7 protein-coding genes are annotated in these 14,464 nt (G+C 30.0%); 2 read left to right on the top strand and 5 right to left on the bottom strand.

All coding sequences use genetic code 11. The annotated features are described in order from the left end of the window. Positions 1 to 21 precede the first annotated feature (21 nt). A complete protein-coding gene (locus tag VLB80_04210) occupies positions 22 to 1,152 on the top strand; it encodes a ComEC/Rec2 family competence protein (protein HSC25387.1) in 1,131 nt (376 codons plus the stop codon). Positions 1,153 to 1,174: 22 nt separating this feature from the next. Here the strand turns inward: VLB80_04210 and VLB80_04205 are convergent, their stop codons facing one another. The 3 genes from VLB80_04205 to metG are packed head-to-tail and all read right to left on the bottom strand — an operon-like array spanning position 1,175 to position 8,913. Continuing rightward, positions 1,175 to 4,171 carry a hypothetical protein gene (locus VLB80_04205; protein ID HSC25386.1) on the bottom strand — a complete coding sequence of 999 codons (2,997 nt, stop codon included), beginning with the start codon at positions 4,169 to 4,171 and terminating at the stop codon, positions 1,175 to 1,177. Between the two features lie 56 nt (positions 4,172 to 4,227). Next, positions 4,228 to 6,954, bottom strand: a complete 2,727-nt coding sequence (locus VLB80_04200) for an F-box protein (protein ID HSC25385.1) — start codon at positions 6,952 to 6,954, stop codon at positions 4,228 to 4,230. A gap of 12 nt (positions 6,955 to 6,966) precedes the next feature. After that, positions 6,967 to 8,913, bottom strand: a complete 1,947-nt coding sequence (gene metG, locus VLB80_04195) for a methionine--tRNA ligase (protein HSC25384.1) — start codon at positions 8,911 to 8,913, stop codon at positions 6,967 to 6,969. 178 nt (positions 8,914 to 9,091) lie between these two features. Between metG and VLB80_04190 the strand changes: the two genes are divergently transcribed. Further along, positions 9,092 to 10,636: an AAA-like domain-containing protein gene (locus VLB80_04190; GenBank protein ID HSC25383.1), complete on the top strand. Its 1,545-nt coding sequence runs from the start codon at positions 9,092 to 9,094 to the stop codon at positions 10,634 to 10,636. 81 nt (positions 10,637 to 10,717) lie between these two features. On the opposite strand, the gene VLB80_04185 is transcribed toward VLB80_04190, so the two are convergent. Next, positions 10,718 to 13,381, bottom strand: a complete 2,664-nt coding sequence (locus VLB80_04185) for a pitrilysin family protein (protein ID HSC25382.1) — start codon at positions 13,379 to 13,381, stop codon at positions 10,718 to 10,720. 370 nt (positions 13,382 to 13,751) lie between these two features. Beyond that, positions 13,752 to 14,363, bottom strand: coding sequence for a hypothetical protein (locus VLB80_04180; protein ID HSC25381.1), 612 nt, complete (start codon positions 14,361 to 14,363; stop codon positions 13,752 to 13,754). Positions 14,364 to 14,464 lie beyond the last annotated feature (101 nt).

Raw genomic sequence — 14,464 nt, 5'->3', positions numbered from 1 at the left:
TCAATTGGTTAATGTTAAAATATGATACATATATTTAAAAAAAACTTTCATTTTATTCCTGTTCCGCCGCTTTTAGCCATTACATTATTTTTTATTATTGGTATTATTTGGTATTCAATATTTACGATATTTTGTGGTATATTTGCACTACTCCTATGTTATTCTTTATGCGCATATATTATAAAATTGCCTTTCTCAAAACAACTCATTTTATGCTCTTTTTTCACGTGTCTTGGGGCTTGGCTTCATCATAAAAATATCAATGATTATAATAGTTTTTATACATTTATTGATAATAAAAAATTCACCATACAAGGAATGGTAATTGATAAATATGAAACAACTGTGGCTCGTTATCAAAAATCAACCGTTGTTGTGGTCGCAATTGATACGATCATGGCAAATAATTGTTACAAAAAAAGCAATAAAACAATATTGTTTTATTGCAAAAATTACGATGATATTGTGGTTGGCGATACGATTACTATTAATAATATCGTTTGTAAAAGACCGGTAAATAAATCTTTTATACAATATCAGATTAAAGAACAAATTGTTGCAACCGTTTTTAATAATATATCATATGCAATAGATCATCATCCAACATGGTCCTTACGTTATTGGATATGGAATCAAAAAAAACGATTGTTCGAAGGATTATCTAATAAATTATCTCCAGATACTTTTAATTTTTTTTCTTCATTATTTTTAGGAAATCGTCTCTATATTAAAGATTCATTAGAAAAAACTAATGATCAATTCAAAACATGGGGTATTTCACATTTTCTTGCTCGTTCAGGATTGCATTTGGCTCTGTTTATTTTTATCTGGCAAGCTATTTTTTGTATTATTCCTTTACCATTAATGATAAAGCAAATAATCCTGATAATCCTTAGTTGTATCTACTTCATATTAACATGGACATCAGCACCATTTACTCGTTCATTTGCTCTTTTTATTCTCAACAAAGTATGTTTTTTTATTAAAGTCCCTTTTCACCTAGTGCATTATGTATTATTTGTTTGTCTCTGTTTTTTGTTGTACTGTCCTTTGTATATATTTTTTCTCGATTTTCAATTAAGTTTTGGCCTAACATTTGCTTTAGCATGGTTTCAACAATTATCAACTCAATTCAGCGATTTTCGAAAATAAAAATTTCAAAAACACCGTTTCACTATTCTCGATTTAATAGCAGCATTCTTTGTTTAGTAATATTTTTTGAATAAATATACTGAATATCATGGTCAAGATTCTTATCAATAAATGATTGATAATGCCATTTATGTTCGCTATTAGTTGATACATCTTTTTTGTCTGAAGTCCATTCTATATCTAATAAAGTAGGTGTTTTTGATATATAACCTACAATCACTTCTTCATCTACTGAATTATTATAGTGAGGCATAGGCATAATATACAATTTATTGTTATTCATTCTATACAGTGATATATTTTTTTTCAAAATATCTACCATCCATGTCTCTCGTTTTAGATCACGTAGAGAAATATCAAAAACAGGATCAAGACAATCAATTTTTTTGATGGAGACTGACTTTATATCTATTGATTTTATATTTTCTAAAGATTTTGTGGTAATCATTTTTGATGGTCTTATATCAACACCTTTTTCTTGTGCATACTCAAAAATTGATTTGTGTCGATTTTTTAAGGTACATAAGCTATCAAATATATCAAGACTAGCGTTAATATTTGCACCACAAGCAACCAATGCTCGTGCTACTCTTGACTTTTTATTATAAATTGCATGTAACAATAATGTGTTAAGTGCTTTTTTATTATTTTTATTGCTATTAAAATTATTTTTAAGCGATTGTACTATAGCATCTTCATAAGCATTTTTTAGCACCCAGCTATAATAATACTTCTCTAACGAACAAATATTTGCTCCCTTATAAAGAAGGTGATTGATTCCATTAATATTTTCTTTAAAACCATTAATAAAACATTTTAATGCTTTATTAATATCTGCACCATGCAATAATAATGTATCTATTAATTTTTCTTTTTTTTGTCCCACAGTTACCAGTTGTATAGTTATCATAAATAAATTATTTAGTATACCAGCATATTCTTTTCTTATTTCATTATTTTTTTTATTCTTTTCAAGAGATTTTATTAAACAGTCCTCTTCAACGTTACTAATTATTTTTTTTAGATGACATGGATAAATATCCATAACATTTGTATTATTATTATTAAATAAAATTTTCGCTATCCCTATAGATTTTCTACATATGTTGAAAAACTGTTCAGCATTAACAGTAACATGATGATTCGATACTAATTCTTCTGCTAATAATTCGTTGTTATATTGTATAGCTTGATAAAATAAACTATCATTCTTTATTTTTCTAGTTTCATTATCGACATGGCAAATATGTAATGAATTAATTATTGATTTAATACAATCTTGATCTGCAGATTCAATTATCGTATTATAATAAACACTATTTATGTCATAAATAGTTGCTCCAGCACTAAATAATATTGTCATCATTTTTGGATTATGACGGTTACAGTAATAAATAGGCTTTTCATTAAAATTAGTATCTCTTGCATTTATATTTATACCAGTATTTAGTAATATTTTAGTTATTTCTACACATTCATTACTTATTGCTTTACATAAATGATCTATACTAAAGTAGTTTTTTTGTTGAGATACTATCTCTTCTACTAATTTAACCATATTACATTCTAATGCTATATTCACTACAATAGATAAATTTTCATTTAAAAAATATCCTTTTTCTAGCAACGATATGAGTAGGTTTTCATTAGTATTTTTTAATTCTTGTATCAAAAGATTCTTTTGTTCAGAGCCAAAATCGTCAAAATTATATATACTAATATTTTTTTGTGTTAAAAGTATTTCTTTTAAAACATCATTTTTTAATGAATAAATCATAGAAAATATGTCAACGCGAACATCTTTTTTTAGTAACCATTTAACTAATTCTTGATTGTTTTGTTTAACCGCATAAAGCAGAAAAGTTAATTTATTATTATTATAATCAATCACACTATTTATATCATAACCGCATTCAACAAGCCTTTGTATATTTGTTTGTTTAAGAACATCGTGTAAATTATGTTCTTTTAAATGCAATTGCGCTCCCGCCTTAATAAGAGCTTTGAGTATGTCATCTGAACCATGTTCCAGCGCAACAATTAAGGGAAGTTTTCTATATGAATTACTTAGGCTAAGACATGTAGTACGTCCGGATTTTAAAATAATTTCAAGTAACGAGCTTACTAAGTCTCTATTTTGATCTTTAATTGCACAACATAAAGGATCTTTAGTCAAAAAACTACATCCTGCTTGGGCTAATAATAATCTTTCTTTATCATTGCGTGCAGAATATAAACGATTTTGTTGAGTAGTGGAATCAATAGAGTTAAAGCCTTCCATATAAGACATCAACAAAACAACGGCGGGGAAACAACCTTGCTTAAGAGCATCAGAGAGACAATCTTCTTTATCTTGTATGGTAGATTCTTTTAATACAGTAATAATTGCTACTAAGCTGATAGCGGTACATTCCATATTAAAAAAATTACATATTTCTTCTAATATGTTTTTATACTCATTAAATTCATTAATAAGTAATAGACCCGCACTAATTTGCTTATCCTCATTATCATCGCCACGTATAAAATTTCTTAATGAATCAACACATGCATTTGCTGAACTATAAGGAGTATAAAACTTAACCTCGGCATTATTACCTGAATTAATAATATACGTACATTTTGATGAAAATTTATTGTACAGAGTTTTATCGCCATTTTCTTGTGAATAATTTTCATTAAAGTAAATTTCAAGATCATTTTTATGAACAGGTAACGCCTTCTCGGTTAAATAAGAAAAAGTAGTCTCATTGTTTTTAAAAAAAAATAAGCCATTAATAAATTCATTAAATGTAAGCCCAAGATCATTACTACAGCAAATATTATCTAAAATATTTTTCTTGTTTTCTTCGCTAGTAAAAAGTTTGCATACTCTCATTAAGTAATGTTTTGACTTAAAATTTGTATATGCGAAAATAATATTCCAAATTTCTTTAGGAAAAGGTTTACAAATACTTTGATCCATTGCTGTTAATGCGCTAGAAAAGAATAAAATAAAAATCAAAAATATATATTTCATAGTATGCCTAATGTAATGCACATAAATATCATCAGTAATCTAATTCGACTGCCTCACTATTCTCGATTTAATAGCAGCATTCTTTGTTTAGTAATATTTCTCGAATAAGCATAATGAATATCATTGTTAATATTTTTATTAGCAAATGATTGATAATACCACTCATGCTCTTTATTAGCTTGTATATTATTTTTTATCGCTTTTTGGATTTGATCAATTTTGTTATCAACACCAATAAATTTTTTTGAACGAGATAATCTATATTTTTTATTATTATCTATTTTCGACACAAATCCGTCCATTCTTAAAAGATTAATTATCCATATTTCTCGTTTGAAATCGAGTAAAGAACCATCATAAGTCGTGCTATTAATGTTATTAAGTTTTTTGATAGAAACAGGTTTGTTATTTTTTATAGAAGCTATACGTCTATTAAAAAATAGACTATCCTTTTTTAAAATTGTATTAATACCATTTTTCCGTGCATACGCAAAAAGCGATTTCTTTTGGTCTTCTAAAGAACACAAAATACCCAATTGATAAAGGCAAGCATTAATATTAGCTCCACTAACCACTGAGGCTTGCGCTACTATTTGTTTTTTTAAGTTAATTGATAGTAAAAACAATTCGTTAAGTGCTTCTTTTTTATTTTTATTAACTTCATAATTTTGTTTAAGCGAAGATACTATAGTTGATTCATCTGTATTTTCAACGATTTTTTTTTGATTCCAAGAATAAACATCTAAAATATTTGCACCTGCATTGAATAAAATTTTTAAAATTTCAGGCTTGTCGCATGCATCATTAAGATTTTCATTAGCACTAGCGCCATATGATAGTAACTTTTTTATTAGTTTTAATTTTTTCTGTTCTATAGCTATAGCAAGTAAATCATTTAATTTAGTAATGTATTCTTCTTTTGTTTTATTAATTTCTTCATTATTTTCAAGAGATTTTATGGTACATTCTTCACCAATATTTTCAACGATTTTTTTTTGATTCCAAAAATAAACATCTAAAACATTTGCACCTGCATCGAATAAAATTTTTAAAATTTTAGGTTTATCGCATGCATTATCAAGCTCTCTCTTAACATCAGCACCATATAAAATAAGTGTTTTTACCAGTTCATATTTACTTTCTTCCACAGCACAATGCAATAAGTAATTACTTTGATAGCAACCTTTATTAGTTTCTTTATTATAATTAAGTGAATTTATTATAGATTTTTCATCAATACATTGTATAACGACTTTTTCCATAAAATAGATAATATCATAAATATTTGCACCAGCATTAAATAATATTTCTAATATATTTTTGTTTTTAACATTATGAGATGGACAACAATAAATAGGATTATGATTCTCATGATTTTTCTCGTTTATATCTATACCAGTTGCAAGCAACATCTTTGTTATTTCTATATTTTGACCACGTACTACACGACATAAATGATCAACATTAAAACAACTTTTATCTTGTGCTAACATTAATTTAATTACATCAATCTGATTTTTTGCTATTGCTTCATTAATAGACAAAATATCAATTTTAGCACCATTTTTTAATAGCCATGTAGCCAATCCTTGATTATCCTGCGTAATTGCCTGATGTAAAAAATTTGATGATTTTTTATCACAAACGACTAATCCATTTATATCGTAACCACATGCAATAAGTCTTTGTATATTTGCTTGAGTAAAAAAACTTTGTTTTTGTACAGTATGTTCACCTAATAGCAAGTATGCCCCTGCTGCAATAAGTTCTTTAAGGATGTCATCTGAATCGAACTCGAGCGCCATAACTAATGGAGTTTTCATATATTCATTACGTTCACTTAGACATCTAGTTTGTCCAGATTGAACAATAATTGAAATCAGTGATTTAACCAAATCTAATTCTTTATTTATAATAGCAGAACCAAGAGGATTTTTATTAAAAAAATCACATTCTGTTCGAGCTAATAATAACCTCTCCTGATGATTGCGTGCCCAATAAAGGCGATTTGCCTTTGTTTCTGATTTAATAGATTTATATTCTCCCATATAACTCATAAATAAAACAATAGCGGGGAAACAACCTTGCTTAAGAGCATCAGAGAGACAATCTTCTATATCTGTTATTGATTCCGCTTGTAATTGACTCATAATCGCTATCATACTGGTGGTGATACATTCTACCTCAAAAAAAGTACATATTTCTTTTAACATTTTTTTTTGAGATTCATTGCTTTTTTCAAGAAATGATGCAACCGCATTGATTGATTCATCATCACTGTTTTTATTAACTATCAACTTTTTTAGCGAATTAATACATGAAATAACCACATGATAAGGAAGATAAAATTTCACCCCGGCACTGCTATCTTGATCAAGCATTTTTTTACATTGGGATAAAAATAAATCACTTGCAACTGTATCAACACCTTTATATTGTTTTTCCTTAAAATAAATTAAAAGTTCATTTTTATGTATAGGCAATGAATTACGACATAAATAAGAAAGACTATTATTCTTATTTTTAAAATAAAATAAACCATTAATAAATTCATTAAATGTAAGTCCAAGATCTTTACTTACATAATTTTTATTTAAAATTTTTTGTTTATATTCTTTATTAAAAGATGTGCATGTTCTCATTAAGGAATGCTTTGTTTTAAAATCTAGATATGCAAAGATAATTGTCCAGATATCTTTAGGTAAAAGTTCAGGTACACTTTGATCCATTGCTGTTATGGAGCTGGAAAAGAATAAAATCAAAATCAAAAATATATGTTTCATAGTATGAACAATTCAACGCAGACGAATGCCATTAGCAACATTATTAGAAAATGTAACCAATTGCGGTTTACCGTTTTCATCTTCTGCAACGAGCATCATGCCATGAGATTCTATTCCTGCCATTTTACGTGGTTTTAAGTTAGCAATAAATAGTCCTCGTTTTCCAATCATCTCAGCCGGTGTGTAAAACTTTTTAAGTCCAGCTAAAACAGTGCGTTTTCCCTGAGCGCCAAGATTAACAGTCATCTGTAATAATTTATCTGAACCAGCAACTTCTACACATGCTTCAATTGTACCGGTTACCAGTTCAACTTTAACGGCATCATCAATAGTAATATAATCGGATTTTGGTAGTTCTGTCGTTGATTCCTGTGCATGTTGTTGTACAGCTTGTTGTTCTTCTGCAGCTTCTCGCGCTGGTTTTTCGAATAATGTAGAAATTTTCTTTACCATAAAATGCTTATTCCAACTATTTAGTTTTAAACTTTCCAATGCATTATTTTTCAACGTAAACATTACACCAAGGCTCGATAATAATTCTTCCATTTTTTTTGGCATTACTGGCCACAATAATAATGCTACTATGTGCAAACTGTGACAGGTTACCGAAAGAATCTCCATGAACATATTTTTATCAACTTTAGCAACTTTCCATGGCTCTTGCCCATGAAAATAACTGTTTATTGCATGAATAAACTTCCACAAACGTGCAAGCGCGTGATGAAACATATAATCATCCATATGCGCACAAAAATCTTCTATGGTATTGTAGCTTTCATCACGTAAATCTAATGCTGCTTGCGACCAAACTACTGAAGGTTTAATATCCATACAATTATATTTTTCTGCTAATGCAACCATGCGATTTAAGAGATTGCCTAAATCATTAGCAAGATCGTCTTCTATGCGATTTTCAACATCTTGCATAGAAAAATCACCATCTTGATTGACAGGAATTTGTCGCAATAGATAATAACGAATGACTTCAGCACCATATTTTTTTTGTAATTCGATTGGATCAATAACATTTCCTAATGATTTTGACATTTTTTGTTTATCAACCTTAATCCAACCATGAACAAGTAATTTTTTAGGTAATGGTAAGTCTGCCGCCATCAATAAGGCTGGCCAGTACACTGCATGAAAACGTACAATGTCTTTGCCTACAATATGCAAATCTGCAGGCCAACGTTTATTAAATTCATCTATTTTATCAGATTGACCAAAACCAACACCTGTTATGTAATTTGATAATGCTTCCACCCAAACATAAACGGTATGTAATGGATCATGTGGAAACGGTACACCCCATTTAACCGTGGTGCGAGATATGCTCAAATCTTTTAATCCTGAAGTAACAAAACTTACTACTTCGTGAGCTCGTTCCTTGGGTACAATAAAACCAGGATTATTTTTATAGAATTCAAGTAGTTTGTCAGAAAATGAGGATAATTTAAAGAAATAAGTTTCTTCTGAAACGATATGCGTATCTCTGCAACATGAAGCACATTGAGGACCTTTAGCGGATATATTTTCATCGGTAATTTCTGCAACAAATGTTTCGCACGGTGTACAATACCAACCTTTATAAACTGATTTATAAATATAGCCACGATCTATTAATGTTGTAATAAATTTTTGAGCACCTTGTATATGATATGCATCAGTAGTACGCATGAATATATCGTAGTCAATATCGTATAGCTGCCAAGCTTTTCTATAATCACCAATAAAACTATCAACAAAATCTTTGGGACTTTTTCCCGCTAACTCAGCTGCTTGGGCTATTTTTTGCCCATGTTCATCGGTACCTGTTAAAAAACAGACATCGTTACCTTGCAGCTTATTCCATCGCGCAATAGTATCAGCAAGCAATGTTGTATATAATGATCCTAGGTGAGGCTTAGCTGTAACATAATAAATAGGGGTTGTCACATAAAAACTTTTTTTCTGTTTCATAATCTCTCAACAATGAATAAAATATAATTCTATTAATAGAATAATGGTACCCATAGTGAAAATTATTGTCAAAAAATACGATACAATCTGTATCAGTCCTATTAATATAGTAATATTTTTATTAATGTTAATTATATACGATAAACATAATAGGCAATTATCATAGTAAGGAAAAAATATGCGTTTTTTCAATACCGCAGGACCCATTAATCCACAAGATCATTATTATGTTCCTCATCGATTAAATGAAGCTGAAATACGACAACTTATTAACGAAAAAAAATATTTTATTTTACACGCACCGCGTCAAAGCGGCAAAACAACCGCTATTCAAATGTTTGTTGATCAATTAAATACTGAAGGTGTGTATCAAGCACTTTATATAAATGTTGAGCCAGCTCAAGTTGCACGAGGTAATGTAGACAAAGGAATGGAAATTATTTTAGGGCAGCTGCGGAGCCGCGCAAAAATAATTTGTAACTCAACCGATCCTATTTTTGCAATAATAGAAAAAACACTGGAAAAAACTTCTGGAAATAGCTTTAAAGATATTCTTCAAGCATGGAGCACGGAACTTACTCAACCAATAATTCTTTTTATTGATGAAATTGATTCTCTTGTTGGAGATACACTGATTTCTGTTCTTCGTCAACTCAGAGCAGGTTATACAGATCGTCCAAAAAATTTTCCTCAATCAATATGTCTATTTGGCGTTCGTGATGTTCGTGATTATCGCATCTGGTCAGAATCGGAGCATACTATGGTGCTTGGTGGTAGTGCATTTAATATAAAAGCTGAAAGCCTTACATTACCTGATTTCTCGTTGGCACAAGTACGTGATTTATATGGACAACATACAGATGACACACAACAGCAATTTACTGACGAAGCAATTGAATATGCCTATTATTTAACGCAAGGGCAACCATGGCTAGTTAATGCACTTGCATATCAATCATGTTTTAGAGATGTTATTGATCGTAGTCAGCCAATCACAAAAGATGTAATTGAGCGAGCAAAAGAAACGCTTATCAAGCGATGTGATACACATATTGATGTATTGATTGATCGTTTACAAGAACCACGAGTACGCAATATTATGGATGCTATTATTGGTACTCAGAGTGATTTAACAACATTCCCATCAGATGATGTGCAGTATATCAGAGATTTAGGGCTCATAAAGCTTCATAGTTTTGATATTGCTAATCCTATATACCAAGAAATTATTCCACGAGCACTTGCACAAGTTACCCAAGAACGAATTAGAGAATCAGTTTCATTTTATCAAAACCTCGATGGCTCATTGAATATGCATAAGCTTTTAGAAAAATTTACACAATTTTATCGTGAAAATTCAGCAACATGGCTTGCCGACTTTCAGTATAAAGAATCAGGTCCTCATTTATTGTTAATGGCTTTTTTACAACGAGTTATTAATGGTGGCGGTACAATTCATCGTGAATATGCACTTGACCGCAAGCGGGTTGATTTACTGTTGCAGTGGCATACTCAACGAATTGTCATTGAGATCAAAGTTAAGCGCAGTAGTGCCACACTAGCCGATGGGTTACAGCAAACAGCTGAATATATGGATATTGCTAATGCAACTGAAGGTTATTTAGTTATTTTTGATCGCGATAGAGAAAAAAGTTGGGATAAAAAAATATTTACCCAAGAGCATGTTATTGGCGAACAAAAAATAACTGTTTTTGGTATGTAATTACATTGCGGCTAACATTACTTATAGAATTATATAAATAATGTTAGCCGCAATGTAAATTTTTATTAACGTATATTTTTCTTATACACGACCAGCTCGAACCGTAATAATTTTATCTGATGATAAAATATTTTTAATTACTTCTTTCATATCATCCAGGGTGACTTTTTCTAACTGCTCAGCTCGATTATCAAAATAATCAACAGGAAATTTAAAACGATCTATATATAAAAATGTGCTTCCTATATCGCTATTAGATACAAAGTTATCAACAAGTGTATTTACAACAGCACATTTTGCTTCCGCAAGTTCTTCTTCTGTTATTGTATCAGCAACAGTATCAATAACTTGTTTAATCATTTTTTCAGCCTCTGCAAGCCTATCTAATGAAACAATAGTACGTACTTGAAATATTCCTGGTTGTTCATCAGCACCTGATATTAATGAGCCACGGATAGTATAAAACAGGCCTGTTTGCTCGCGTAAATCGAATAAGCGTGAACTCATCGATCCTAAAACGCCTCCACCAAAGATTTGATCAAATAATAAATATTTATCAAAATCAGGATGCTGACGATTAATAGATAATTGTGCAAAACACAAAACAACTTGATCGCGATTAATGAAATAATTTATTTCTTCAGATTTTACGGGAGATAGTTGAAGATAATTTAATTCCTCGACAACTGGTCCTTGCCAATCACCTAAAGCTTTTTCTAGTTCATTTTTTATATCATAACCTTTTAAATCACCAACAACTGCTATTCGAGCGCCAGAAGGAGAAATATATTTTTTATAAAAATCTATTAAATTTTGTTGCGTAATTGATGTAATAGATTCAGTGGTTCCAATACTTTGCTTACTGTAGGGATGATTTTTATAAAGAGCTTTACGTACTAAATCACCTACAAAAGATCGTGGTTCATCCCAATATTGTTTTATATCGACTAATAGTTGATCGCGTACTTTTTCTATTTCGTCTTCAGGGAATGTTGCATTGGTCAAAATTTCTTTTAAAAGATTAAGTCCAAAAACAAAATCATCACGAAGCATTTTTATGGCAATACCACCAGGATAAACATTAATTGACATACCGCGAGACTCAATGGCATCAGCAAGTTCCTGGCCAGTGTAATGAACTGTACCCTCAGTCATCATATCTGTCACAAACGTATATAATCCTTGTTTATCTTGAGGGTCATAATGTGAGCGAGCTTTAAACTCGAGAATAATATTAATTTTAGGGGTCATATTATTATCGTGATATAGCACTTTTAATTCGTTAGATAGCGTGGTTATTGTGGGCTTAGGAAAGCTAAAATGTGTGGGTGTTTGAATTTCAATTGTTTTTGCATATACTGCAGATTCAACTTCTGTTGAGCGTGTACGGGCTGCAAGAATATTTTCATCTTCACGATCTGATTCTTGTTGTAGAATAGCCCATTCTTTTTTTTCAGATTCCGGTAGCGGTAGTATAAATCCTTTATGCATGATTGTAGGACGAAAATATGAAGTAACCATATCTTGAATTTGTTGTTTAAGCAATCCTTCAGGTTGTTCCAAGGCAGTAAATACATAGTTTTCATCACCAGTAGCTAAATACGTATGACCAATTGCGTATGCTTGATCTTCAATAGCTTCTAAAAGACTGTAAAAAGACATTTTTGTTTTTTTATAACCTCTTTCAAATTCTTCATGAGTAATGCCGTTTTTTGCAAGATCATCTAATTCGGTCAGAATAATGTGTTCAATTTTAGAAGCATCTTCGATTTGTTTTGGTTCTACCAAAATGAAAAATATTCCATAGTCAAATAAGTTCCAAAATCCTGTTGATACGCTTGTTACCAATTGAAGTTCATTAACTAATTTTTTATATAAACGTGAACTTTTTCCATTACCCAGGATCCACTCAAAAATATCAAGCGCAGTATCTTTTTTTGCAATCATCCCTGGTACAACAAATGCATATGCTAATGTTGGTTGGGCAACTTCACGATAGATAGTTAATGATTTTGATGAGATATCGCGATGAAAAAAATTTGGTTTTTTTGTATAGAATGGATCTTGTGCAATTGAACCAAAGTAACGATTTGCTAATTCTTCAACTTCATCAGGATCTACATCGCCAACAATAACGATTGTAGCATTATTGGGTTTGTAATGTTTTTTGTAAAATGAAAGCAAATCTTTACCAGTAACGGTCCATAGGTCTTGTTTGTAGCCAATAATAGGAAAGTGATAAGGATGATCTGCAAAAATCATTCCTATCATTTCTTCCATAAGAGAACGTTCGTATTGATCTTTATATAATTTTAGTTCTTGAATTACTGCTTTCATTTCTGAATTAAGCATATCATCATTAAAGAGGCAGTTAATCATACAATCAGCAACAATAGGAAATGCTTCATGCCAATGATGCGTAGGGAAATTAAAAAGATAACCCGTATAATCATATGAAGTGAATGCATTGCAACTACCAGAAAGTTTATGTACCAAGGTGTTAATATCTGATTCTGACAATGTATCAGTGCCTTTAAAAATCATATGTTCAATCAGATGTGCAATGCCTTTTTCACCAGTTAATTCATCTTTAGATCCGACATTATACCAGATTTGAAAAGATACTTTTGGTATTTCATGTGATGCACGAATTAAGAGAGTAAGTCCATTATCCAATACTTTTTTTATGACATGTTGATGAATAGGTTGTACCTCTGATTCCATGGTACTTTTTTCGTGTGACATTAAATTTCCTGATTGACTATGGGTGATGTTGTGATCAATATTGCTAATGAGTTGAGTATTTATTATACATAAACTCATAAAAATTATATGATACTTAAAATTCAATAAATTCACAAGATTAGAATAGTGCATATATTACCTCATTTAAATAATTTTATGTTTGCTTTTTTACTATACACAGCATAATAAAAAGTAGATATAAGTTATTTAATTTTTATAGGTGATGCAATTAAAAAGGAAAAAGAAAAAGGTATATAAACAGTGTTTCTTTTAGTGTATTGGTGTTTGATATTATTGCATTAAAAAAAAGATGTATTTTTTATATACATCTTTTTTTAATTTTCATTTTATGAAAAAATAGATTATTTTACTAGCAACATTGCATACGATACGCTAATCCTGTAAGAAGCATATAATCTTTTTTATCATTCCATTCATTTTTTTTCTTTTGAATTATGTGTATAAGATAATCAATTTTTTTGATTAATTGCTTGTGATCTGAGTTCATCGCTTTACATCTGAGGGTTTGTAATTTGCTGATCATTTCGCCAAATATCTTCTCAGTGTTGAATTCTTTCTTTATTTCTGCACCAAAAACCGTAGCTTGATTGGATGGTTTTCCATTATATTTTTTTAAAATGCTGAGTAAAATATTTCCATGCTGTAATAGATAACCCATAAGGTCAATTGCCATTGTTGTTTCATTGCTATGGCTTCTGGTTAATGCATCAGTTTTTTTTCTTTCAAAATCATTGAACATTGTTACTAATGCAGTAATGAAGATATTTAATGAAGTTTTGTTGTTAGGGTTAACAAGTTCAGAGAGATGCTTTTCAACTGCAATGAATTTATCTGCCGTATATTGTATTACTTCTACGCTTGTTTCGCAGTGAACAGGATATAAATGTGCGCTGAATGTAAAAATTGATGTGACTAGTGCTAATTTGCTTAAAATACTTTTTTTATTTGTGATATATTTCATAAAAAATCCTTCTAATTTGGGAAGGTAATATGTTTTATTCTATTTTACTGATCACTATTATAGTCTACTCTATTATTAATCTTTCGTCAAAGGTGCCTCAA

This window comes from Candidatus Babeliales bacterium (assembly GCA_035455925.1).
Taxonomy (GTDB): Bacteria; Babelota; Babeliae; order Babelales; family Vermiphilaceae; genus SOIL31.
The sequence above is the reverse complement of the archived record's forward strand: the minus strand, read 5'-3'. Positions and strand labels throughout refer to the sequence as shown.

Coding starts and splice junctions, on each gene's coding strand:
- VLB80_04210 (HSC25387.1), top strand. CDS start 22: ATGATACATATATTTAAAAAAAACTTTCATTTTATTCCTGTTCCGCCG.
- VLB80_04205 (HSC25386.1), bottom strand. CDS start 4,171: ATGAAATATATATTTTTGATTTTTATTTTATTCTTTTCTAGCGCATTA.
- VLB80_04200 (HSC25385.1), bottom strand. CDS start 6,954: ATGAAACATATATTTTTGATTTTGATTTTATTCTTTTCCAGCTCCATA.
- metG (HSC25384.1), bottom strand. CDS start 8,913: ATGAAACAGAAAAAAAGTTTTTATGTGACAACCCCTATTTATTATGTT.
- VLB80_04190 (HSC25383.1), top strand. CDS start 9,092: ATGCGTTTTTTCAATACCGCAGGACCCATTAATCCACAAGATCATTAT.
- VLB80_04185 (HSC25382.1), bottom strand. CDS start 13,381: ATGTCACACGAAAAAAGTACCATGGAATCAGAGGTACAACCTATTCAT.
- VLB80_04180 (HSC25381.1), bottom strand. CDS start 14,363: ATGAAATATATCACAAATAAAAAAAGTATTTTAAGCAAATTAGCACTA.